Origin of the sequence: Mameliella sp. LZ-28 (assembly GCF_012274245.1) — a bacterium.
Taxonomy (GTDB): domain Bacteria; phylum Pseudomonadota; class Alphaproteobacteria; order Rhodobacterales; family Rhodobacteraceae; genus Antarctobacter; species Antarctobacter albus.
The window spans coordinates 486,363-507,856 of the sequence record NZ_JAANYX010000022.1 but is presented as its reverse complement, the minus strand read 5'-3'; the positions used below and the strand labels follow the sequence as shown (position 1 = coordinate 507,856).

Sequence of the window (21,494 nt, the reverse complement as noted above, 5' to 3'; positions counted from 1 at the left end):
GCCAGCGCGCTTGGTCCAAGCGACTGGCGCATCCTACCTAGCGCGACAGGCCCGCCGCCGTCGTCGGCACGTCCAGCGCCGCGAACCCGTAGTGCCGCAGCCAGCGCAGGTCAGAGTCGAAGAAGGCGCGCAGGTCGGGGATGCCGTATTTCAGCATCGCGATCCGGTCGATCCCCATACCGAAGGCAAAGCCCTGCCATTCGTCCGGGTTCACGCCCGAGTTTTTCAACACTTGCGGGTGCACCATGCCGGAGCCGAGGATTTCGAGCCAGTCGTCGCCCTCGCCAACTTTCAGCACCCCGCCCTCCCAGGAACACTGGATGTCGACCTCGGCCGAAGGCTCGGTGAAGGGGAAATGCGAGGCGCGGAAGCGCAGCTCGACGTGGTCGACCTCGAAATACGCCTTCACGAATTCCTCGAGCACCCATTTCAGGTTCGCCATCGAGATGTCGCGGTCGATGGCCAGCCCCTCGACCTGGTGGAACATCGGCGTATGGGTCTGGTCGTAGTCGGCGCGGTAGACGCGGCCCGGCGCGATCACGCGGCAGGGGGCGCCATGCGCCTCCATGTGGCGGATCTGCACGGGGCTGGTATGGGTGCGCAGCACATGCGGCGGACGGTTGTCGCCCTCGGCGCGGTGCATGTAGAAGGTGTCCATCTCGGCCCGCGCCGGGTGGTGGCTGGGGATGTTCAGCGCGTCGAAGTTGTACCAGTCGCTGTCGATCTGCGGACCTTCGGCAACGGAAAAGCCGAGATCGGCAAAGATCGCGGTGATCTCTTCCATGACCTGGCTGACCGGGTGGATGGTGCCGCGGCGCATCGGGCGGCCCGGCAGGGTCACGTCCAGCCATTCGGTCTTTAGCCGCTCCTCGAGCGCGACATCGGCCAGCGCGGCCTTCTTGGCGGCCAGGGCGGCGTTGATCTCATCCTTGAGCGCGTTCAGCGCGGGGCCGGCGACCTGGCGCTCCTCGGGGCTCATCTTGCCCAGTTCACGCATCTTGAGGCTGATCTCGCCCTTCTTGCCCACCGCGGCGACGCGCAGGTCTTCCAGCGCGGCTTCGTCACCCGCCTTGGCAATCAGGTCGATGTATTTCTCGCGCAGGTCTTCCATGTCCGATCCCTCAGGCTTGCCCGCGACGGGTTAGCCCCGACATGGCCGGTTTGCAACCTTGCTTTGGTCCCTTCCGGCACCGCCTAGCCCGAGGCGTAGGCCCGCACGTCGGTCACGAGCCGGGTGACCTCTGCATCCTCGATCTTCATCTCTTCGAAGTGCGCGGCGAGGTTTTCAAGGTATTCGCGGCTGGTACCAAGAAACCCCTCGCCGGTCGCAATCAGCCTCACCTGTTCGTCATGTCGCAGATCGCCCCTGATGTTGCCGGCCGCATGGTTGGCGAGGAAGGCCAGCGCCTCTTCGGTTCCGTGATCGGTTTCGACGGAAATGAAGCGCGGCAGATAGGCCTCTCCCAGGCGTTCGCGGTGCCAGAGGCTGCGGGTTTCGTCCGGCACATCCCTGGCCGCGATCCGGAAGATCAGCCCGTGGCACCCCTGCCCCGCGTCCAGCGCCGCCATCAGTCCGGGCTGGTCCTCCGTCCCGCGCGCGCCGTTGATATCGAACAGGATTAACCGCCGTTCGGCCCCCGGCGCAAATCCGCGACGCACCTCGGTAAAGCGCACCGCCGGATCCCACATCAGCGAGCCGTAGGCAAAGACCCAGAGATCGCGGTCCATTCGCCCGGCCAGTGCCTGTGTCCGGTCGGCCTCGATCTCGGCTTCGGTCAGGATCCAGTCGGTGGCGCGCCCGTGCTGTTTGCCGATCTCGATGGCCTTGTCGACGTGAAAATCCGCGAAAAAGCTGTCTTCGCGCGGCTTGATCAGAGGGCGCAGGCCGGGGTGGTGACGGAATGGATCGTTGGTAGTCATAAATGAAGCGCCCCGGGATACGTGGGGCCCAACTTGCATGGGCGTGCCGGAAAAGCAAAGGCGGCGGTGGCGATCGCGACGGGATTCGAACCCGCAACACCCGGATAGACAATCCGGTGCTCTCCCGTTGAGCTACGCGACCCAAACGCCGGGCCTGGCAGGGCGTACGGGATTCGAACCCGTGTTATCCGCTCGAAAGACGGGTGTCCTGACCCCTAGACGAACGCCCCATTGGCCATGACGGGAACCTAGTGAATTCGGCGTCACGCCTCAAGTATCTTATTGAATATTATCAATATCTTAACATGATATCAATGGAGCTCCATTCACCGCCTTGAAGGGGTGTTGAGAGCCGGATCGCCGGGGTCGTATGGGTCTGGGTCGGGAACGGAGACAGAGGACTGGGTCCTCTGCCTCCTCGGGATCGTGGGGGTCTTCGGCCAAGGCGGCTCCTTTCTGCGGAACAAAAGAAAAGGGGCGGCATCACATGGATGCCGCCCCTCGGGAAAAAACCGGATCTGACTGCTAGTCGCTGCGCGCGCACAAGCACCCGATCCCCCGAGGGGGGCCGGGATCGCGTTCTGCAAAGGCGATGCGCGCGAACATGACAGGTCTCTCGCGGTTGAACTCAGATCGTCTGCATAGCAGAGGGCCGCCCCTTGCCAAAGACCAAATGGACGCAATTCACGGTTGTACGCTCACAGAGCGAAGTCGTCCGTGGTCAGGCCGACGACACCGGCCACCCGGATCTCGGCATCGGCGATGCCATCCCCCGTCGTCTCGAACTGGACGATGCTGGACCCGAAGGCCGTTTCGATCACACGGATCTGGTTCGCCCCGGTAAAGGCTCATGTCGGAATTGCCCTGCATCCCGATGGCCGTACCGCTGCTGGTGATGTCGCCGTGGTTCGTCAGAAAGTGCAGACCGGCCGCGCCCGACGCATAGTCTACCGCCGTCACGACACCATTGATCGTGCCGAAATTGCCCACCGTGCTGTCCGCAGTGGGCACGGCAACCGTCGCAGCGCCCGAAAGGACGGCGCCGTGGTTGTGAAACGCTGTCGACAGGGCCGCGGTGCCCAGCGTGACGGCATCCCCAGACGCATAAATCTGCGCGTCCTGAAGGGTGAACATCTCGTCACCATTGATCACGGTGACGGGGATCGAGGACGTGCCCTGAAAAACCACTGCCAAGAGGGGGGTCCTGTCGTGTCGGGAAGAAGGTCTGGCTCGACCCTAGCGAAGCCCAAACCGCTTTGCGCACGTTTTCACACTGAAACTCCCGCCATACGCGCATAGCCGCGCATTCTGCCAATTCGTCACAGGGAACCCCGCAACAGAAAAGGCCCGGGCGCTTAGCCCGGGCCTTGTCCGATTTTCGAGATGCGCTCGGCTCAGGCCGGCAGCGCGCCTTTCGCCTGGTCGACGATGGCGGCGAATGCCTCGGGCTCGTGCACGGCCAGGTCGGCCAGGACCTTGCGGTCGACCTCGATGCCAGCCAGTGTCAGGCCATTGATGAAACGCGAGTACGTCAGCGATTCGTCATGCGCGCGCACGGCGGCGTTGATACGCTGAATCCACAGGGCGCGGAAGTTGCGCTTGCGGTTCTTGCGGTCACGCGTGGCGTACTGGTTCGCCTTGTCGACAGCCTGTGCCGCCACCTTGAAGGTGTTCTTGCGGCGGCCATAGTAACCTTTGGCCTGGCTGGTGATCTTCTTGTGACGCGCGTGGGTAACGGTTCCGCCTTTGGTACGGGACATATCTTATCCTCCTGATCAGCGGTCGTAGGGCATGTACTGCTTGACGATCTTGGCGTCAGGCTTCGACATGGTGGTGGTTCCGCGCGCATCGCGGATGAATTTCTTGGTGCGCTTGATCATGCCGTGGCGCTTGCCGGCCTGGGCCGTCAGCACCTTGCCGGTGGCGCTCACCTTGAAGCGCTTCTTGGCGCTCGACTTGGTCTTCATCTTGGGCATTTCAATCTCCGTTACTTGGCGCGACTCGGCATGCCACTGGTGGCCGGCCGCGCGGTTGGAAAGCGCCGTATAGGGGGACGCGGCAGGTTTGGCAAGGGGCGAACACGGGGGCACGACCTGCCCCGGACCGCAAGCGACAGGATCCCGCTGGCGCCTCGCCTTGCTCCCCGCGACAGGCCCCATTATCCTTGGGTCGCGCGGCCACGCAAACACAATTACAGAGTTTCAATCCCGACATATGCCCGATCATCCAGACACCGACCAGTCCGCGCGCGCGGAAGTCTCCGAAATCCGAAAGGCGCAGACCTGGTTTCTGGGCATCATCGCCTTCGCCGTGATCCTCTTTCTGCTGGTGCAGGCCAAGTTCCTGCTGATCTCGCTGGCCATCGCGATCATGCTGTTCTCGCTGACCTCCGATGCGATCAACTATTTCCAGCGAATGAGGATCGGCAGTGCCCGGGTTTCGATCTGGATTGCCTCGATGCTGGCGGTGCTCTTGATCGCCACCATCCTGATTTCCGCCTCTTTGATCATCCTCGCCCAGGCGAACACGGTTGTGGTCACGATCCTGCAATACGCGGATCCCGCCCAGCAGGCGGTGGCGGACCTGGTCGGCTGGATGGGGGCGGATGTCGAGACCGCCGTGCTGGACTGGATGAAATCGATCCAGCTGGGCCCTTACCTGTCATCCCTTGCCGGGCAGGCGGGTAACATCGCCTCGGGAGCGGTGCTGGTCACGCTGTTCGTGGGCTTCATGTTCCTGGAGCGCCTTTGGTTCCCGACCAAGCTGGCCAGCCTCATGGGGGATGAGCGGCGCGCGCGGCGGGTCGAACGGATCATTTCCTCGATCATCCACCGGGTGAACCGTTACCTCGTGGTCAAGGTGGTCATCAGCTCCGTCACAGGGGCGCTGGTCTACGCGGTGATGACCTTCTTTGCGCTGGACCTGGCGATGCCGATGGCGGTGTTGACCTTCGTCCTGAACTTCATTCCCAACATTGGCTCCATCGTGGCGACGGTGGTGGTAGCCTTGGTCAGCTACGTCCAGACCGGCGACGCCTTTACAGGCCTGACGGTCCTGTCGATCGTAACCGTGATCCAGTTCACCGTGGGCCAGGTGCTTGACCCACTGCTGCTGGGCAAGACACTGCGGCTGTCCTCTTTCGGCATCATCGCCAGCCTGGCCTTCTGGGCCGCGGTCTGGGGGATCGTGGGCATGTTCCTGGCGGTGCCGATCATGGTGTCGATCATGATCATCTGTTCGCACATCCCGCGCGTGCGGCCCGTGGCCATCCTGCTGTCTCGCGAAGGGCTGCCGGACCTCGATCTGGAGATGGAGCCGGAACAGGAACCCACAGAGGATACAGCGAAACCCCGCCCCTCTTCTTGAGCCCGCTCTCAGCTCAGAATCTGACCGATCACGCCATAGACCGCGTCAGGAATATCCTGCGGGCGATAACCGCCGTCCTTTTCGCGGAAGGCCCAGAAGACAAGTCCCGCGCCCCCGAACAACACGAGGGCGCCCACACGGGGCGCCCGATTGTCGGACCAGGCCGAAATGATCGCCGGCAGGGACAGAACGACCAGCCCCATGCCGGTGACCAGCATCATGTCAGGTTCCATTGGCCTGCCCCCTCTTGCAGGGGAAAGGTTATTCCGGATCGGTCGAAAAGATCAAACGCTCGTTGCAGGGGGCAACGCGCAGGATATTGGTCGTTCCCGGCTGGTTGAAGGGCACGCCTGCGGTGACGACGATCTGGTCCTTTTCACCGGCATAGCCCTGCGCGCGCGCGGCACGGGCCGCGTTGACGACAGCCTGCTTGAACCGCTCCAGCTCTCCGGTCATGACGCATTGCGTGCCCCAGGTCAGCGACAGCCGGCGTGCGGCACCGGTCATCGGGGTCATGGCGATGATCGGCACGCGCGGACGTTCCCGCGCAACCAGGGCCGCAGTGGTGCCCGAAGAGGTAAAGCAGCAGATCGCCTTGATCTCTGTCGTCTCGGCGATCTCGCGCGCGGCGGCCACGATGCCGTCGGCGACAGAGGTCCGCACGGCGTTGCGCGAGGCCTCGATCACGTCGCGATAGGTTGGGTCGCTCTCGACCGAGATGGCCACGTTGTTCATCGTGGTGACAGCCTCGATCGGGTACTGACCGGCGGCCGATTCCGCCGACAGCATGATGGCGTCGGTGCCCTCGTAGATGGCGCCGGACACGTCCGAGACCTCGGCCCGAGTCGGCATCGGGCTTTCGATCATGGATTCCAGCATCTGCGTCGCAACGATCACCGGCTTGGCGGCCGCACGGCACTTGCGCACCAGGCGTTTCTGGATCGGCGGCACAGCCTGAACAGGCAGTTCGACACCCAGGTCGCCACGGGCGACCATGATCCCGTCCGAGACCTCCAGGATCTCGTCAAAAGCCTCGACCGCCGAGGGTTTCTCGATCTTCGAGATGATTGCCGCCCGGCCCCAGACCAGGCGCCGCGCCTCTTCGACGTCCTCGACCCGTTGGACAAAGGACAAAGCGATCCAGTCGACGCCCAGCCCGCAGGCAAATTCCAGGTCGCGGCGGTCCTTGTCGCTGAGCGCGGCAAGCGGCAGCACCACGTCGGGAACGTTCACGCCCTTGCGGTTGGAAATCGTGCCGCCGGCCTCGACGATGCAATTTGCGTGATCCTTGCCGCAGTCAGCTACTTTGAGGCGGATCTTGCCGTCATTGACCAGAAGGTGCGACCCGCCGCTGAGGGCGGCAAAGATCTCGGGGTGCGGCAGCTGCACGCGTGTCGCGTCACCAGGCGCTTCGTCCAGGTCCAACCGGAACTTCTGGCCCCACTCCAGCTCTTCCGAGCCGTTGGCGAACTCACCCACGCGCAGTTTCGGGCCCTGGAGGTCGGCAAGGATCGCGATCGGGCTGTCCAGGTCCTTTTCGACCTGCCGGATCATCTTGTGGCGTTCCTCGATTTCCTCGTGGGTGCCGTGGCTCATGTTCAGGCGAAAGACATCCGCTCCGGCCTCGTGCAGGGCCCGGATCATCTCGTAGGTGTTGGATGCGGGGCCAAGCGTGGCCACGATCTTGACGTTACGGTCGCGTTTCATGTCTTTCTCCCTGCCCGGTCGGCTGTGGCGGCCAGTCGCGTCCGCGTGTGCGCGCTGGCAAATGCAGTTGCGGCGTTACCGCTAACGGCGCCTGCTTTATCACGTATTTCCCTTTGCCGCGCAACTGGCATATGTGTAGCGGGCCAAAGACGACGAGACCATGACATATTCCCCCTGCCAGATCATCGGCGAAACCCGCCAGAGCCGGTTCCTGATCACCTGTGATCATGCCGCCAACATCGTGCCGCCCGATCTTGGCGGCTCTCTCGGCCTGCCGGTGTCGGACATGGCGCGCCACATTGCCTATGACGTGGGCGCCGCCGGTATGGCGCGGGAACTGGGTGAATTGCTGGATGCGCCGGTTGTGCTGTCGAATTTCTCGCGCCTCGTGATCGACCCGAACCGGGGCGAAGACGACCCGACCCTGCTGATGAAGCTCTACGACGGTTCGGTGATCCCCGGCAACCGCCATGCGGACGCCGAGGAAAAGGAACGCCGCCTGAACGCCTATTACCGCCCCTATGATGCCGCTTTGGCGAAAATGGTGGCAGGGCGCGACGATGTGGCCATCGTGGCGATCCATTCCTTCACGCCGCAACTGCACGGCCGCCCGCCCCGCCCCTGGCATGTCGGCGTGCTGCACGCCGCATGGGATGCGCGCCTGTCCGATCCACTCATTGACATGCTGGAGGCGGAACCCGATCTGGTGGTGGGACGCAACCAGCCCTACCCCGGCCACCTGCCCGGCGATGCAATCGACCGCCACGCCCTTGGCGCGGGACGCCTGAACACGCTGATCGAGGTCCGCAACGACCTGATCGAGGAAGAGGTCGGCCAGCGACACTGGGCGGCGCGCCTGGCGCCGCTGCTGCAACAGGCGCTGGCCGCCTTGACGGAAAACGAGGAGTGACAGAGATGGACGACCAGACCCGCATCGAGATCGAGGCCGCCGCCTTTCGCCGGCTGCGCCAGCACCTGATGGAAGACCGGCAGGACGTACAGAACATCGACATGATGAACCTCGCTGGCTTCTGCCGCAACTGCCTGAGCCGCTGGTACCAGGAGGCGGCGAACGAAAAGGGCATCGAGATGGGCAAGGAAGAGGCCCGCGAGGTCTACTACGGGATGCCCTATTCCGAATGGAAGGATAAGTTCCAGACCGAGGCCGGGCCCGACAAGCAGGCCGCCTTCGAAAAGTCCTTCAAGGAAAACGTAACCGACAAGGGCTGACCGCGCCCGCAGTCGGACAGGGTATTTGTGCGCCTGCGCGGCATCCGTGTGGGCGGCATCACAAATCGGGGCACGGGCGCCACGCCATGCCGGGGGATGCTTGCGCACGGGCGCGCGTGCCGGTAACGGGAAGCGCATGCGGATCGTTCACGACTATCAGTACACGCGGCCCGAAGATCAGGGTGCCAGCGTCGCCATCGGCAACTTTGACGGCGTCCACCTGGGCCACCAGGCGGTGATCGACCTGGCGCGCCGGTCGGCACCGGGGGCGCCCCTTGGTGTGATGACCTTTGAACCGCATCCGCGCGAGTATTTCGCCCCGGACTCTGCCCCCTTTCGCCTGATGAGCGCCGAGACCCGCGCCGCACGGCTTGAGAAACTTGGGGTCGAACGGCTGTACCAGTTGAATTTCAATACGGTACTGGCCTCGTTGACCCCGCGGGACTTCGCGGACCGGGTGATCCGCAAGGGGTTCGGCCTGGTCAACGTGGTGGTGGGCGCGGATTTCTGTTTCGGCAAGGGGCGCGCGGGCAATGTCGAAAGTCTGCAGGCCTTCGGCGAAGAAATGGGGTTTGGCGTGACGGTTGCTGACCTGTTGGAAACCGGCGGTGTACAGGTTTCGTCGACCGCGATCCGCGACGCACTGTCCGAGGGCCGCCCCCGCGATGCCGCGGCCCTGCTGGGTCACTGGCACCGGATCGAAGGCAAGGTGGTCGGCGGCGAACAGCGCGGGCGTGAGCTTGGCTATCCCACCGCGAACATGTCCATCGACGGGCTGCATCCGCCCCGGTTCGGCGTCTACGCCGTATTGGTGGACGTGCGCGACGGCCCGCACAAGGGCAGCTATCGCGGGGCCGCCAGTATCGGCGTCCGCCCGATGTTCAACGGCGAAGTGCCCAACATCGAAACCTACCTCTTCGACTTCACGGGCGACCTCTACGGTGCGACCCTGTCGGTCGGACTGGTCGAATACCTGCGGCCCGAGCTGAAATTCGACGGGCTTGAGGCGCTGATCACCCAGATGGACGCGGATTGCCTGAAAGCCCGCGAGATTCTGGCCGCCGAATGACAGATCCGATTGCCCGCACCGGCCTGACGCCGCGCTTCTGGGAGCGCAAGCGCCTTCAGGACATGTCGGACGCCGAGTGGGAGGCGCTCTGCGACGGATGCGGCAAGTGCTGCCTGAACAAGCTTGAGGACGAGGACACCGGGGAGGTGGCGCTGACCCGTGTCGCCTGCCGCCTGTTCGACGACAGCACCTGCCGCTGCTCCCAGTACGAGATCCGGCATCAGTTCGTGCCGGAATGCATCGTGTTGCGGCCCGCAAACATCGCCAAGAACCATTACTGGATGCCCGAGACCTGCGCCTACAAGCTGCTTTACGAGGGCAAGCCGCTATACGATTGGCACCCCCTGATTTCAGGCACGCCCGAGTCCGTTCATGCGGCGGGTGTGTCGATGCAAGGGGCAACAGTGCCCGAATTCGAGATCGATGAAGACGACTGGGAAGACCATATCATCGAGGAGCCGCTATGAACTTTGCATCCGACAATGCCAGCCCAGTTCCGCAGCAGGTTCTTGACGTCCTGGCCCGGGTGAACAGCGGCGCGGCGGCAAGCTATGGCGCCGACGACGTAACGGCAGAAGTGGCGGACCGGGTTCGCGCCCTGTTCGAGGCCCCGGGCGCGGCAGTCTACCTCGTGGCCACGGGCACCGCTGCGAATTCACTGTCGCTGGCCACGCTCTGCGCGCCGTTCCAGACGATCTTCTGCTCCGAGCACGCGCATATCCACGAGGATGAGTGCAACGCGCCCGAGTTCTACACCGGCGGCGCCAAGCTGACCCTTGTGCGCGGCGGCGACGTGATGACACCTGAGGCCCTGCGCAGCGCGATCCTGGGCGAAGGCAACCGCGGCGTGCACGGGCCACAGCGTGGGCCGGTCTCGGTCACCAATGTGACCGAGGGCGGGAATGTCTATGCGCTATCCGACATCGGGGCGCTGTGTGCGGTGGCACGGGAATACGGTTTGCCTGTGCACCTGGACGGGGCGCGCTTTGCCAATGCCTGTGTCAAGCTGGGCTGCACCCCGGCCGAGATGACCTGGAAGGCGGGCGTGGACATCGCCGTTTTCGGCGGCACCAAGAACGGTCTGATGGATGCCGAGGCGGTGGTGATCTTTGACCCAGAGGCACCCGCCAGCAGCGGCTTTACCCGGGCGCAGGAGTTCGAGCTGCGGGTGAAACGCGCGGGCCATCTGTATTCCAAGCACCGTTACGTCGCGGCGCAGATGCTGGCCTACCTCGAAGACGACCTGTGGCGCGACCTGGCACAGCAGGCCAATGACCACTGCGAGACCCTGGCCCGGGGGCTGCAGGACATGGGGCTGGAAATCGTGAACAAGACCCGCGCCAACATGCTGTTCTTTCGCGCGCCGCTGCGGGCGCACAAGGCGGCCCAGGCGGCGGGCGCGGTCTACGCGCTTTGGGGCAACCCGCCCGAGAAGGCCGATGAACCGGCGCTTGCGCGCCTTGTGTGCAACTGGTCCACGACCGAAGCCGAAATCACGGAATTCCTGAAGGTCATGCGCGCCGCCCTGTGACACGGGCTTCACAGCCCGTACCGCCTGCCGCTAGGCTGCCCTCGCGGCAGGAGGATCTGACATGGCCAAACTGGATTTCTGGTATTCGATCGGCAGCACCTACAGCTATCTGACGGTCGCGCGGATGCGGGATTATGCGCGCGATCACGGGCTGCAGGTGACATGGCGCCCCTTTGACGTGCGCCGGATCATGATGGCCCAGAACAACGTCCCCTTCCGCGACAAGCCGATCAAAACCGCCTACATGTGGCGCGACATGGAACGGCGGGCCGAGCTTTTCGGGCTGCCGATCAATGTCCCCGCCCCTTACCCACTGCCCGACCTGCCACTGGCCAACAAGATAGCGGTTCTGGGCATGACCGAAGGCTGGGGCGAGGACTACACGATAGAAACCTATCGCCGCTGGTTCGTCGACGGGCAGGAAGCGGGCAGCGATCCGAACCTGTCAGACAGCCTGCGGGCCGTGGGGCAGGACCCTGTCGCGGTGCTGGCCCGCGCCGCGGGCGAGGAAGGCACGGCGCTGCTGACCGCAGAAACCGACAAGGCCGAGGCCCTGGGCATCTTCGGCAGCCCGTCTTTCGTCGTGGGGGAAGAGTTGTTCTGGGGCGACGACCGCCTGGACGAGGCCGCCGCCTGGGCGGCAAAGGCGGAATGATCCCGTTCTCATCGCCGCGGGACGCCAGCCCTCAGTTCATCTGGAAGTGCAGCGCGTAAGACCCGTCCTCGAAGGCGCCGAAGAGATCGGGAATGTCCGGGTGATCTACCGGCTCACCCGAGTAGTCGGCGACAAGGTTCTGTTCCGAGACATAAGCCACGTAAAAGCTCTGATCGTTTTCTGCCAGCAGGTGATAGAACGGCTGCTTCTTGGACGGGCGGCTGTCCTCGGGAATGGATTCGTACCATTCCTCGGTGTTCGAGAATTCGGGGTCGACATCAAACACCACGCCCCGGAAGGGGTGCTTGCGGTGGCGGACGACCTGACCCAGGTGATATTTCGCGCGATTGTGCAACATAACGAACCTCTTCCTGCCTCCTTGATACCGTTTCCGCCGGTGCCTTGTCCAACTTTCGCCTCAAATTGACGGGAAACACTCTGTGAAACACCCGCCAACAGTCCAGATCATAGGCCAAGGGCGCACTGGTCGCGATACCATGCCCCGCGACAGCGGTGACCCGCTGGACTGGAGGAAATGTGATTCCCTCGCCCGGCGCAATCAGCTAAAATGCCTTACAATAAAAAGACAAAGCGAGGCGAGTGGCAAATGAGCAGAGTCCTTCGCGCCTTGGTGATCGTGCTTCTTGCGGCCTCCTGTGGGGGTGGCGGCGGGTCTGGTACGTCTCCGCGCAACCTGGACAACGCCTGTTCGATTCTTGAACAGCGTCCCGGATATTACCGTGCCTTCCGCAGTGCCGAACGGCGCTGGGGTGTTCCCGTGCACGTTCAGATGGCAACGATCTACCAGGAGAGCAAGTTCGACAGCGATGCGCGAACCCCCTTCCGGTACAGCCTCGGCGTGATCCCGATCGGGCGTCAAAGCTCGGCCTTCGGGTACAGCCAGGCGCTGGACGGCACCTGGGACGAATACCTGGCCGACGCGGGCCGGCGCGGTGCGCGCCGAGACAACATCCGCGACGCAACCGATTTCATGGGCTGGTACATGGATCTGTCGCACAAGGAGCTGGGCATTCCGAAGTCGGACGCGCGGCGCCATTACCTTGCCTACCACGAGGGTCGCACGGGCTATCGCCGAGGCAGCTACAATGCCAAGTCCTGGCTGCTGCGGGTGTCGACACAGGTGGGCGAACGGGCGGTGCTCTACGAGCGGCAACTCAGGAATTGCCGCGCCGCACGGTAGGGAAAACGCGCGGCCCCGGGATGGGGCCGCGCCACACCCTCAGCGCTTGAGCTTGGACAGTTCGCTTTCAATCGAAAAGACGCTGTTGGACAGGTTTGCCTGTTCCAGCCCGCCCAGGATCACCGTGGTCTGGCTACCGTTTCGGTCCGTGATGATCCATTGCCGCAACTCAACCGGTGCGCCAGTGAACTTCAGCTGGATTGTGCCATAATCCGGGTTGTCAGGGTCCTGCGCGGTGACGGTGGTCGCCGTGCCATCAAACCCATGCCCGACCACCATGCCGGCGCGGCTCAGGTCCACTTGGCGCGCAAGGATGATCGACAGCGGCGTCTGCCGCAGCGGATAGGTGTCCGGTCGGGCACCCAGCTTGCGGTCAAGGATATAGACGGCCCCGGCGCTTGCCATGACCAGCGCCCGCTCTGGCGGGTTGTAGTCGAAACGCACCTTGCCCGGCCGCTTGATCGCGATTTCGCCGGTCGAGATCGTGCCGTCGGCGTTGATCTGGGTGAATGTGCCCGTGGCCGAGGTGATCGAGTTCAGGTAGCGCGAGATCTCGTTCAGCGACAGTTGCTGGGCGCTGGCGGGCAGCGCCGCAAGCGTGCCAAGGGCAACGAGGGCTGCGGTGAAAGCTCTGCGGATCATGTGTTTCCTTCCTGCTCGGAATGCCCGCTGACATGGCACATCGCGCGGCGCTATGCGATAGCAGGCCTCTTGCAGGTCAATATCGGGGCGGAAAGCCGCCCCTTCAATGCCCTCGCACCCCATGCTTCTTCTCTGCAAAAATACTCCGGGTGTGAATGCGCCGCAGGCGCAGAGGGGGCCGCGCCCCCTCCCTGCCCCGGTCTCAGGCCTGTTCCGGCACCAGGATCTCGCGCTTGCCGACATGGTTGGCGGGGCTGACGACACCCTCGTCCTCCATCTGCTCGACCAGGCGCGCGGCCTTGTTGTAACCGATGCCCAGCTTGCGCTGGATGTACGAGGTCGAGCACTTGCGGTCCTTTATTACGATGGCCACGGCCTGATCGTACAGCGCATCCTCGCCACCGGTGTTGCCGCCGGTGTTCAGACCCAGCACCGCGTCGATGTTGTCGGCCTTTTCCTCGTCGGGCCCCGAGACGACGCCACCCACGTATTCCGGCGGGCCGAAGGCCTTGAGGTGGTTGACGATTTCCTCGACCTCCTCGTCGGACACGAACGGCCCGTGGCAGCGGGTGATCTTGGCGCCCCCCGCCATGTAGAGCATGTCGCCCATGCCCAGCAGCTGTTCGGCGCCCATCTCGCCCAGGATGGTCCGGCTGTCGATCTTGGAGGTCACCTGGAAAGAGATCCGGGTGGGGAAGTTTGCCTTGATCGTGCCGGTGATGACATCGACCGAGGGCCGCTGCGTGGCCATGATCAGGTGGATGCCCGAGGCGCGCGCCATCTGCGCCAGACGCTGGATGCAGGCCTCGATCTCTTTCCCCGCGACCATCATCAGGTCGGCCATCTCGTCGACGATGACGACGATGTAGGGCATTTTCTTCGGTTCGAATTCCTCAGTCTCGAAGACAGGTTCGCCGGTGTCGTCGTCAAAGCCGGTCTGGACCGTGCGGCTGAACATCTCGCCCTTGCCCAGCGCGTCCTCGACGCGGCTGTTGTAGCCGTCGATGTTGCGGACGCCCATCTTCGACATCTTGCGGTAACGATCTTCCATCTCGCCCACGACCCATTTCAGGGCCACGACCGCCTTTTTCGGGTCGGTCACGACCGGGGACAGAAGATGCGGGATGCCGTCATAGACGCTGAGTTCCAGCATCTTGGGGTCGATCATCACCAGCCGCAGGTCCTCGGGCGTCAGCTTGTAGAGCAGCGACAGGATCATGGTGTTGATGGCGACGGACTTACCGGAACCGGTGGTCCCCGCGATCAGCAGGTGAGGCATCTTGGCCAGGTTCGCCACCAGAGGCTCGCCGCCGATGTTCTTGCCCAGCGCCAGCGGCAGCTTGTGCTTGCCGTCACCATAGTCGCGGCCCGCCAGGATCTCGCGGAAGGACACCATCTCGCGGTTGTCGTTGGGCAGTTCGATCCCGATCACGCTGCGCCCCGGCACGGTCGAGACGCGGGCCGAAAGGGCCGACATGGAACGCGCGATGTCGTCGGCAAGGCCGATGACGCGGCTGGCCTTGAGACCCGGCGCGGGTTCCAGTTCGTACATGGTGACAACCGGGCCGGGGCGGACGCTGACGATCTCGCCCTTGACGCCGTAGTCGTCCAGCACGGTTTCCAGCATCCGTGCGTTTTCCTCGAGCGCCTCGTCGGACAGGACGTGACGCTCGATCTTGTCCGGAGACATGAGCAGCGAGAGCGGCGGCAATTCGTATTCCGGCCCATCATCGTCGAAACGCAGCTGGGGCTGGGCCTCTGCCTGGGCGCGTTTCGAGGGCTGCACGGGCTTGCGCACCGGCTGTTGAACAACCTTCTTGGGTTCCGGCAGCGGCACGGCGGCGCGCGGTTGCGGTGCAGACTGCGGGGCAGGCTCGGGCTGGTAGTCGTCGCTCAGCACCTCGGCTTCGTCGGCGTAGTCGTCGTCAAAGCCATCCTGGTCGCCATAGTCATCGAAATCGCTGAGGTCAGAGTAGAGTTCGGCATCGACCTCGGGTTCCGCGGCAGGGGCACGGGGCAGGACGCGCGGCGCCGGTTCGGAAACCTCCTCGGCACTTGGTGCGGTCCGGGGGGCCGGCGCAGCGGCAGGCGCGGGGACCGGATCAGCGGCGGTCAGGCGCGGCTCGGGCGGCAGCGGGCGGTCCGCCGCGGTCAGCGGCGGTTCCGGCGGCAGCGCGGGCTGGCGCGGTGTGTCGCGGAAGACGATGGGCTGCGGGCCGTATCCGCGCCCCTTGGTCAGCGGCTTGTCGGCCATGATGCCCGGCGTCTGACGGCCCGGCAGCACCGTGCTGCGGGATTTCACCGCACGAGCGATCTTGGCCCGGATGCGGTCCTCTCCGGGGACATCGACGTCATGGTCGATCAGTTCCTCGACCAGCTCGGGTTCGGGCAGCGGATCAGGGTCCGCCCGGCGGATCATGCGCGACAGAAAGCCCTGTTTCTCGGGCTGCGGCATGGGTGCCTCTTCGAGGATGTCCTCGTCGGGGTCATAGAACCCGGCCTCGGGCGACGGCGGCACGCCCATGTCGGCGCGCAGCACGCGCGAGGCAGAGGGCACGGCGGCAGGCGCCGGATCGGCGCTGGCAACAAGATCGGCCTCTTGTGCGGCTTCGGCGGCGGCGGCGCGCCGCTCGGCCCGGGCGGCGCGACGTTCGGCACTGGCGGCCTGCATCCGCTGTGCCACGGTCATGGTACCGCTGGCCCCGCGGCCCATCAGGCGCACCAGCGTGGCGTAGGTCATGACCACACTGACCAGAAGGAAGCGGCCCAGCGATTTCAATTCCTCGCGGGTAAAGCCCAGCACGAAGGCGCCCAGCGCAAGAATGCCCGCGCCCAGCCCCAGCTGCATGATCTTCAGTCCCGTGGCCGGCGCAAAGGGCAGCACGTTGAGGGCCGAACCCATCATCATGTCACCGAACAGACCGCCAAGGCCAAAATGATGCGTCCATCCGGCGGACTCGTGCAGGCCCGAGGCATAGACCGCACAAAGCGCCACCCAGATGGGCGAGAAGATCAGGCAGGAAAAGGCGCGGCCATTGCCCTGGTGCAGGGCCAGGCGGACACCCCAGGCCAGGAAAACGGCGGCCAGCGCCCAGGCCCCCAGGCCAATGATCATGAACAGCGGGGCAGCGACATAGGCCCCAAGGCGTCCCATCCAGTTCTGCACCGGCGCATCGGTGGCCGACAGCCACGAGGGATCATCCGGCGTATACGAGGCGATCATGGCCGCCACCATCAGCCCCAGCGCGATCAGCGCCAGCCCGATCAGCTCGCGACCCCGCTTTTCCAGCGTCGCGGCGGTATTGGTGTCGAACAGGGGATCACGCCCCCTTGCCTGGAAAGATGCCATCTTCGCCTCGTCTTTTTCTTTATTATGTGAACAGGCAGTCCCGGATCCGGGTCAGCCCATCCCTTGTCTCGTCCTGGGGCGCGACAAGCGCCGCGCGGATGTACCCCTGCCCCGGGTTTCCATCCGCCGTGTCGCGCGACAGGTAGGCTCCGGGCAGTACCCGGACACCGGTTTCCGTCCACAGTTTGAACGTCGCCGCCTCGCCATCCTTGACCGGCAGCCAGACGAACATGCCCGCCTGCGGGGACATGTAGCCCGGGACATTGCCCAGGATCTCGTCCGCCAGGGCGTATTTCTGCGCCCAGAGTGCGCGGTTCTCGCGCACATGCGCCTCATCCGTCCACAGCGCCTCTGACACATGTTGCAGCGGCAGCGGCACCGGAGCGCCGGAATAGGCACGCAGCTGGCGCAGGCGCGCGATGCTTTCGGGGCCGCCGGCCACGAAGCCCGAGCGCAGCCCCGGCAGGTTGGAACGTTTCGACAACGAGTGCAGCGACAACACCCGTTCGGGATGCGCGCCCATCGCCGCCGCCACTTCGAGCGCGCCGGTAGGCGGCGTGTCGCGGTAAAGCTCGGCGTAGCATTCATCGGCCACGATCTGAAAGTCGTGTTTTTCGGCCAGGCCAATCAACTCGCGCCAATAGGCCTCGTCCGCCATGACGCCTTGCGGGTTGGCGGGCGAACAGATGTAGCACAGCGCGGTTCGGTCCAGCACCTCGGCCGGCAGACCCGCGTAGTCCGGCAAGTGACCGGTCTCGGCGGTGGCGGGGGTAAAGACTGGCTCTGCCCCCACGGAAATCGCCGAGATCATGTAGACTTGGTAGAACGGGTTGGGCATCAGCACCGCCGGGCGCTGCCCCCGCTTCTGCTCGGGGCACAGCGCCATGCCGATGTTGTACAGCCCCTCGCGCGTGCCGTTCAGGTTCATGACCTGGGTCGCCGGGTCCATCGTCACGCCATAGCGCCGGTTCAGCCAGTCCGAGATGGCCGCGCGCAGTTCTGCCGTGCCCTCGTTCGGCGGGTAACGCCCGAAATCGGCGACGTGGCGCGCGATGATCTCGGAGATCCAGGCCGGAAACGGGTGTTTTGGCTCTCCTATGGACATGTGCAGCACGGGGCCGCCCGGATCATGGTGATCCAGCAGCGCGCGCAGGCGCGGGAACGCATAGGCCGGTAGGTTCGAAAACCGCTCGGGGAACATCGTGACTGCCTCAATAAGTAGCGGGATCATTTGCGTGCCCCGCGTTTGTCCGCAGGATACGGAAAAACGGGGGGTTCTGTCCAGAATCAAGGACCTGCAGGGGGGCGATGTGGCGCCAAAGTCGCAGTGGCGCGAAATCCTCAGGCCATTGCGGCCTCGGCGGCGCTGGCTATCCGCAACAGGTGATGTTCGCCCATCGGCGTACCCATCAAGGAGACGCCGCACGACGGGATGCCCGTGGGCAGGGTGACAATGGCGCCGCCGATCAGGTTGCCGATCCGCGTGTTGCGCAGGGTACGCAGGTTGGCCTGCACATAGGTCTCGCCCAGTTCCATCAGGGTTTCGACCTTTTCCGGCAGGTTCGGCGCGGTTGGACAGAGGACCGCATCATAGCCCGCCGTCACCTCGGCCCAGCGGGCGCGCATGGCGTGCACGGTCTTCCATGCGGCGATGAAATCAGCGGCGGAATGCGCGGCGCCTGCCTCGAATCGCTCGCGGATGGGGGCGAACATGACATCGGGTTGGGCCGTGATCTCGTCGCGCCAAGTGGCCCAGGCCTCGGAGGTGTAGAGCATGGCCGACTGCTCATGCGGCGTGATGATCTCGGGGAAATCCAGGTCTTCGATGATCGCGCCGGCGGCGCGCAGCTTGTCCAGCGCAAGGGCATAAGCCTGCGCCGGGGCCGGGTCGAGGTCGTCCATCACCACGGTCTGCAGCGCGGCAAAGCGGCGCCCCTTCAGGCTGGTGCCGCGCAGGTCGGGTGCCGGTGCGCCTTCGAGCGCCGACAGCATCAGGGCCGCATCCTCGACCGAGCGGCACAGCGGGCCGACCGTGTCGAAACTGGCGATCAACGAGACCGCGCCTTTCAGGCTGAGCCGGCCAGAGGTGGTCTTGAGCCCCACGAGGTCATTCCAGCAGGCGGGCAGGCGGACAGATCCACCGGTGTCCGACCCGACGCCCGACGGCGCCAGCCCGAAGGCGACAGAGGCCGCGGCGCCAGAGGACGATCCGCCCGCCACCGCGTCGGGATCGTTCACGCAGGGCGCGGTGGCCGTCACCGGGTTCAGACCAAGGCCGGAAAAGGCCAGTTCGGACAGGTGGGTCTTGCCCAGGCAGACCAGACCGTTCTGCGTCGCGGTCCGCAGCACCTCGGCGTCGCGGGCGGGGATGCGCCCTGCCAGCAGGGCAGAACCGGCCTCCGTCACCGTGCCGGCAGTGTCATAGAGATCTTTCCAGCTGATCGGCACACCGTCCAGCGGATGCACCCGCAGGCCCAGCTCGGCGCGGGTTTTCGCCGCGGCAGCCTCGGCCAGAGCGCGGTCCGGGGTCAGCCGGGCATAGATCCGGTCACGCAGGGGGTGCGCGTTGATTTCATTCAGGAAATACTCGGTCAGCGCGACCGGGTCGATCTCTTTCCTGCCAATGCCGCGTCCCAGGTCCGCGGCACTCATCTCTGTCCAATTCGTCATTCTTGTCTTCCCTGTCCTCGCGCGGCGACGGTAGCGGCAGGCGGGCGCATGGACAATCCCGTGCGCACGTCCATATTGCGCCGCATGGAACATGACCTGATCATAGTCGGTGGCGGCTTGAACGGCCCCGCCCTTGCCCTCGCCGCAGCCCAGGCCGGGCTGAGCAGTTGCGTGGTGGATGCCCTGCCCCTGGACACGCGCGAGGCCGAGGATTTCGATGGCCGTTCATACGCGCTGGCGCGGTCGTCGCAGCGGATGCTGGACCGGCTGGGGATTTGGCGGGCGCTGGCCGATCACGCCCAGCCGATGAACGAGATCAAGGTCTCGGACGGGCGGGTGGGCGATGCAGGCGTCTTCCTTGGCCTGCATTTCGACAGCGCCGAGATCGAGGACGGCCCGATGGGCTACATGATCGAGGACCGTTACCTGCGCCGCGCCCTGCTGGCCGCGCTGGCGGGTTCGGACCTAATCGAACATCGCGCAGAAAGCCTTGTCACCGCGCAGGATGTCACGCCCGAGGGCGCGGCGGTCACGCTGGCGGATGGTACGGTGCCGCGCGGGCGCCTGATCGTGGGTGCGGACGGGCAGAAAAGCGGTGTCGCGCGCCGGGCGGGTATCCGGCGCATGGGCTGGAGCTATGGCCAGACCGCACTGGTCTGCGCCATTGCGCACGAAGAACCGCATCACGGCGTGGCACACCAGTTGTTCCTGCCCGCCGGACCGCTGGCCATCCTGCCGCTGACCGGCAACCGCTCCAGCATCGTCTGGAGCGAGACCGACGCGCGAGCCAAGGCGATCAACGCGCTACCCGACGAGGAATACCTGCAGGTGCTGCGCCCGCGGTTCGGCGATTTCCTCGGCGAGATCTCCCTTGCCGGAGCGCGGTTCACCTATCCGCTGACACTGTCACTGGCGCGGGCCTTCGTGGCGGACAGGGTGGCGCTGGTGGGCGACGCGGCGCACAGGATGCACCCGATCGCGGGCCAGGGGCTGAACGCGGGGCTGCGCGACGTGGCGGTTCTGGCACATGTGATCACACATGCGGCAAGACGCGGCGAGGACATCGCGGCGCCGGGTGTGCTGGACCGTTACACGCAATGGCGGCGGTTCGACACGGCGACGCTGGCTGCCTCCACCGACCTGTTCAACCGGTTGTTTTCCAACGACAACCCGCTATTGCGGGCCGCGCGCGACATTGGCATGGCGGCGATCAACGCGGCTCCGGGCCTGCGCCGCGGCTTTATCCGCGAGGCGGCCGGTCTGACCGGCGATCTGCCGGACCTGATGCGGACCTGACACGTTTCTGACGGGGCTTCCCCCCGATCTGCGGGCTGCCTAGAGTGCGCGGCAGAAGATCGGGAGGACATCAATGGACAAGAAATGCGCAATCGTCACCGGCGCCGCGCGCGGCATCGGACTGGCCACGGCGGACCTGTTCCTGGAGAACGGCTGGCAGGTGGCGATGCTGGATCGCGACGGGGACGAGTTGCTGAAACAGACCGCCACGCGAAAGAACGTGCTGCCTCTGGTGCGCGACGTATCGAACCCGCAGGACGTGGCGGCGATGGTGCGCGAAGCGCATGGCTGGGCGGGACGCATAGACGCGCTGATCAACAACGCCGGCGTGGCCGAGTTCGGCCCCATCGAGGACTGCGACTTCGAGATGTGGCGGCGCGTGATGGAAACCAACCTGGACGGTGTTTTCCTCTGTTCGCAGGCGGTGGCGCCCTACCTCAAGGAAACTCAGGGAGCCATCGTCAACATCGCCTCGATCAGCGGGCTGCGCGCCTCGACGCTGCGGGTGGCCTATGGCACCTCGAAGGCCGCGGTCGTCCACCTGACCAAGCAGCACGCCGCCGAGCTGGGTGAATTCGGCATTCGCGTGAACTGTGTGGCGCCGGGCCCGGTCAAGACAAAGCTGTCGATTGCCGTGCACAGCCCCGAGATCATCCAGGCCTACCACGACTCGATCCCGCTAAACCGTTACGGCAGCGAGCGCGAACTGGCCGAGGTGATCGTCTTTCTCGCCTCGGAAAAGGCATCCTATGTCAGCGGGCAGATCGTGGCAGTGGATGGCGGGTTCGATGCCACGGGCGTGGGCCTGCCGGCCCTGCGGGCCTGAGCACGACAACCAAACGTAAAAAGGGCGGGGAA

At 64.9% G+C, this 21,494-nt stretch carries 22 protein-coding genes and 2 tRNA genes; 10 read left to right on the top strand and 14 right to left on the bottom strand.

Annotated features, from left to right (window positions below):
* Positions 1-37: 37 nt before the first annotated feature.
* From pheS to rpmI, 7 genes are all read right to left on the bottom strand, one after another.
* Complete coding sequence (gene pheS / locus G9Q80_RS14955) at positions 38-1,111, bottom strand: phenylalanine--tRNA ligase subunit alpha (protein ID WP_043142182.1); 1,074 nt, start codon at positions 1,109-1,111, stop codon at positions 38-40.
* Between the two features lie 83 nt (positions 1,112-1,194).
* Positions 1,195-1,920, bottom strand: a complete 726-nt coding sequence (locus G9Q80_RS14950) for a gamma-glutamylcyclotransferase (RefSeq protein ID WP_157903797.1) — start codon at positions 1,918-1,920, stop codon at positions 1,195-1,197.
* Between the two features lie 67 nt (positions 1,921-1,987).
* Positions 1,988-2,062 (bottom strand) — tRNA-Asp (locus G9Q80_RS14945).
* A gap of 13 nt (positions 2,063-2,075) precedes the next feature.
* Positions 2,076-2,150: transfer RNA gene (locus G9Q80_RS14940), tRNA-Glu, on the bottom strand.
* A gap of 468 nt (positions 2,151-2,618) precedes the next feature.
* Positions 2,619-2,741: a hypothetical protein gene (locus G9Q80_RS28455; protein WP_269799295.1), complete on the bottom strand. Its 123-nt coding sequence runs from the start codon at positions 2,739-2,741 to the stop codon at positions 2,619-2,621.
* A 573-nt stretch (positions 2,742-3,314) separates the two neighbouring features.
* The gene (gene rplT, locus G9Q80_RS14935; protein WP_043142189.1) at positions 3,315-3,680 is read right to left on the bottom strand and encodes a 50S ribosomal protein L20; all 366 of its coding nucleotides are present in this window, start codon (positions 3,678-3,680) and stop codon (positions 3,315-3,317) included.
* Positions 3,681-3,695: 15 nt separating this feature from the next.
* A complete protein-coding gene (gene rpmI / locus G9Q80_RS14930; RefSeq protein WP_043142192.1) occupies positions 3,696-3,896 on the bottom strand; it encodes a 50S ribosomal protein L35 in 201 nt (66 codons plus the stop codon).
* 238 nt (positions 3,897-4,134) lie between these two features.
* Here rpmI and G9Q80_RS14925 point away from each other — a divergent pair, with 238 nt between their 5' ends.
* Complete coding sequence (locus G9Q80_RS14925) at positions 4,135-5,286, top strand: AI-2E family transporter (protein ID WP_088714488.1); 1,152 nt, start codon at positions 4,135-4,137, stop codon at positions 5,284-5,286.
* 8 nt (positions 5,287-5,294) lie between these two features.
* Here the strand turns inward: G9Q80_RS14925 and G9Q80_RS14920 are convergent, their stop codons facing one another.
* Both G9Q80_RS14920 and pyk read right to left on the bottom strand, forming a co-directional pair.
* Positions 5,295-5,519, bottom strand: a complete 225-nt coding sequence (locus G9Q80_RS14920) for a hypothetical protein (protein ID WP_088714487.1) — start codon at positions 5,517-5,519, stop codon at positions 5,295-5,297.
* A gap of 28 nt (positions 5,520-5,547) precedes the next feature.
* A complete protein-coding gene (pyk, locus tag G9Q80_RS14915; RefSeq protein ID WP_069207998.1) occupies positions 5,548-6,993 on the bottom strand; it encodes a pyruvate kinase in 1,446 nt (481 codons plus the stop codon).
* Positions 6,994-7,153: 160 nt separating this feature from the next.
* On the opposite strand from pyk, the gene G9Q80_RS14910 reads away from it, so the two are divergent.
* The 6 genes from G9Q80_RS14910 to G9Q80_RS14885 all read left to right on the top strand — a co-directional run bounded on the left by G9Q80_RS14910 (position 7,154) and on the right by G9Q80_RS14885 (position 11,478).
* Positions 7,154-7,903: an N-formylglutamate amidohydrolase gene (locus tag G9Q80_RS14910; protein ID WP_088714486.1), complete on the top strand. Its 750-nt coding sequence runs from the start codon at positions 7,154-7,156 to the stop codon at positions 7,901-7,903.
* Positions 7,904-7,908: 5 nt separating this feature from the next.
* Positions 7,909-8,223: a DUF1244 domain-containing protein gene (locus G9Q80_RS14905; RefSeq protein WP_043142204.1), complete on the top strand. Its 315-nt coding sequence runs from the start codon at positions 7,909-7,911 to the stop codon at positions 8,221-8,223.
* Between the two features lie 136 nt (positions 8,224-8,359).
* On the top strand, positions 8,360-9,292 hold the full coding sequence (locus tag G9Q80_RS14900; protein WP_069207996.1) for a bifunctional riboflavin kinase/FAD synthetase: 933 nt from the start codon (positions 8,360-8,362) through the stop codon (positions 9,290-9,292).
* Positions 9,289-9,759, top strand: a complete 471-nt coding sequence (locus G9Q80_RS14895; RefSeq protein ID WP_043142211.1) for a YcgN family cysteine cluster protein — start codon at positions 9,289-9,291, stop codon at positions 9,757-9,759. Before G9Q80_RS14900 ends, G9Q80_RS14895 begins: the two co-directional genes overlap by 4 nt.
* Positions 9,756-10,823, top strand: coding sequence for a threonine aldolase family protein (locus G9Q80_RS14890; RefSeq protein ID WP_088714485.1), 1,068 nt, complete (start codon positions 9,756-9,758; stop codon positions 10,821-10,823). The genes G9Q80_RS14895 and G9Q80_RS14890 overlap by 4 nt, the downstream gene beginning before the upstream one ends.
* Before the next feature lie 61 nt (positions 10,824-10,884).
* On the top strand, positions 10,885-11,478 hold the full coding sequence (locus G9Q80_RS14885; RefSeq protein WP_088714484.1) for a 2-hydroxychromene-2-carboxylate isomerase: 594 nt from the start codon (positions 10,885-10,887) through the stop codon (positions 11,476-11,478).
* Positions 11,479-11,509: 31 nt separating this feature from the next.
* Here G9Q80_RS14885 and hspQ read toward each other — a convergent pair whose 3' ends face one another.
* Positions 11,510-11,836: a heat shock protein HspQ gene (gene hspQ / locus G9Q80_RS14880; protein ID WP_043142221.1), complete on the bottom strand. Its 327-nt coding sequence runs from the start codon at positions 11,834-11,836 to the stop codon at positions 11,510-11,512.
* 249 nt (positions 11,837-12,085) lie between these two features.
* Here hspQ and G9Q80_RS14875 point away from each other — a divergent pair, with 249 nt between their 5' ends.
* On the top strand, positions 12,086-12,679 hold the full coding sequence (locus tag G9Q80_RS14875; RefSeq protein ID WP_043142223.1) for a transglycosylase SLT domain-containing protein: 594 nt from the start codon (positions 12,086-12,088) through the stop codon (positions 12,677-12,679).
* A 39-nt stretch (positions 12,680-12,718) separates the two neighbouring features.
* Here G9Q80_RS14875 and G9Q80_RS14870 read toward each other — a convergent pair whose 3' ends face one another.
* From G9Q80_RS14870 to G9Q80_RS14855, 4 genes are all read right to left on the bottom strand, one after another.
* Positions 12,719-13,321 carry a LolA family protein gene (locus G9Q80_RS14870; protein WP_088714483.1) on the bottom strand — a complete coding sequence of 201 codons (603 nt, stop codon included), beginning with the start codon at positions 13,319-13,321 and terminating at the stop codon, positions 12,719-12,721.
* Between the two features lie 202 nt (positions 13,322-13,523).
* Positions 13,524-16,670, bottom strand: coding sequence for a DNA translocase FtsK (locus tag G9Q80_RS14865; protein ID WP_088714482.1), 3,147 nt, complete (start codon positions 16,668-16,670; stop codon positions 13,524-13,526).
* A gap of 22 nt (positions 16,671-16,692) precedes the next feature.
* Positions 16,693-17,871 carry an aminotransferase class I/II-fold pyridoxal phosphate-dependent enzyme gene (locus G9Q80_RS14860; RefSeq protein ID WP_088714481.1) on the bottom strand — a complete coding sequence of 393 codons (1,179 nt, stop codon included), beginning with the start codon at positions 17,869-17,871 and terminating at the stop codon, positions 16,693-16,695.
* 140 nt (positions 17,872-18,011) lie between these two features.
* Positions 18,012-19,340 (bottom strand): amidase, encoded by a 1,329-nt coding sequence (locus G9Q80_RS14855; RefSeq protein ID WP_088714480.1) that lies wholly within the window; start codon positions 19,338-19,340, stop codon positions 18,012-18,014.
* 48 nt (positions 19,341-19,388) lie between these two features.
* Between G9Q80_RS14855 and G9Q80_RS14850 the strand changes: the two genes are divergently transcribed.
* Both G9Q80_RS14850 and G9Q80_RS14845 read left to right on the top strand, forming a co-directional pair.
* Positions 19,389-20,636 carry an FAD-dependent monooxygenase gene (locus G9Q80_RS14850; RefSeq protein ID WP_088714479.1) on the top strand — a complete coding sequence of 416 codons (1,248 nt, stop codon included), beginning with the start codon at positions 19,389-19,391 and terminating at the stop codon, positions 20,634-20,636.
* 73 nt (positions 20,637-20,709) lie between these two features.
* Positions 20,710-21,462, top strand: coding sequence for an SDR family NAD(P)-dependent oxidoreductase (locus G9Q80_RS14845; protein ID WP_088714478.1), 753 nt, complete (start codon positions 20,710-20,712; stop codon positions 21,460-21,462).
* Positions 21,463-21,494 lie beyond the last annotated feature (32 nt).

Bases quoted from the DNA above. Each gene is read 5' to 3' on its own strand.
- G9Q80_RS14950 (WP_157903797.1), bottom strand. From the start codon at position 1,920: ATGACTACCAACGATCCATTCCGTCACCACCCCGGCCTGCGCCCTCTG.
- G9Q80_RS14900 (WP_069207996.1), top strand. From the start codon at position 8,360: ATGCGGATCGTTCACGACTATCAGTACACGCGGCCCGAAGATCAGGGT.
- G9Q80_RS14850 (WP_088714479.1), top strand. From the start codon at position 19,389: ATGGACAATCCCGTGCGCACGTCCATATTGCGCCGCATGGAACATGAC.
- pheS (WP_043142182.1), bottom strand. From the start codon at position 1,111: ATGGAAGACCTGCGCGAGAAATACATCGACCTGATTGCCAAGGCGGGT.
- pyk (WP_069207998.1), bottom strand. From the start codon at position 6,993: ATGAAACGCGACCGTAACGTCAAGATCGTGGCCACGCTTGGCCCCGCA.
- G9Q80_RS14905 (WP_043142204.1), top strand. From the start codon at position 7,909: ATGGACGACCAGACCCGCATCGAGATCGAGGCCGCCGCCTTTCGCCGG.
- hspQ (WP_043142221.1), bottom strand. From the start codon at position 11,836: ATGTTGCACAATCGCGCGAAATATCACCTGGGTCAGGTCGTCCGCCAC.
- G9Q80_RS14870 (WP_088714483.1), bottom strand. From the start codon at position 13,321: ATGATCCGCAGAGCTTTCACCGCAGCCCTCGTTGCCCTTGGCACGCTT.
- rplT (WP_043142189.1), bottom strand. From the start codon at position 3,680: ATGTCCCGTACCAAAGGCGGAACCGTTACCCACGCGCGTCACAAGAAG.
- G9Q80_RS14860 (WP_088714481.1), bottom strand. From the start codon at position 17,871: ATGTTCCCCGAGCGGTTTTCGAACCTACCGGCCTATGCGTTCCCGCGC.
- rpmI (WP_043142192.1), bottom strand. From the start codon at position 3,896: ATGCCCAAGATGAAGACCAAGTCGAGCGCCAAGAAGCGCTTCAAGGTG.
- G9Q80_RS14890 (WP_088714485.1), top strand. From the start codon at position 9,756: ATGAACTTTGCATCCGACAATGCCAGCCCAGTTCCGCAGCAGGTTCTT.
- G9Q80_RS14910 (WP_088714486.1), top strand. From the start codon at position 7,154: ATGACATATTCCCCCTGCCAGATCATCGGCGAAACCCGCCAGAGCCGG.
- G9Q80_RS14895 (WP_043142211.1), top strand. From the start codon at position 9,289: ATGACAGATCCGATTGCCCGCACCGGCCTGACGCCGCGCTTCTGGGAG.
- G9Q80_RS14845 (WP_088714478.1), top strand. From the start codon at position 20,710: ATGGACAAGAAATGCGCAATCGTCACCGGCGCCGCGCGCGGCATCGGA.
- G9Q80_RS14855 (WP_088714480.1), bottom strand. From the start codon at position 19,340: ATGACGAATTGGACAGAGATGAGTGCCGCGGACCTGGGACGCGGCATT.
- G9Q80_RS14885 (WP_088714484.1), top strand. From the start codon at position 10,885: ATGGCCAAACTGGATTTCTGGTATTCGATCGGCAGCACCTACAGCTAT.
- G9Q80_RS14925 (WP_088714488.1), top strand. From the start codon at position 4,135: ATGCCCGATCATCCAGACACCGACCAGTCCGCGCGCGCGGAAGTCTCC.
- G9Q80_RS14865 (WP_088714482.1), bottom strand. From the start codon at position 16,670: ATGGCATCTTTCCAGGCAAGGGGGCGTGATCCCCTGTTCGACACCAAT.
- G9Q80_RS14875 (WP_043142223.1), top strand. From the start codon at position 12,086: ATGAGCAGAGTCCTTCGCGCCTTGGTGATCGTGCTTCTTGCGGCCTCC.
- G9Q80_RS14920 (WP_088714487.1), bottom strand. From the start codon at position 5,519: ATGGAACCTGACATGATGCTGGTCACCGGCATGGGGCTGGTCGTTCTG.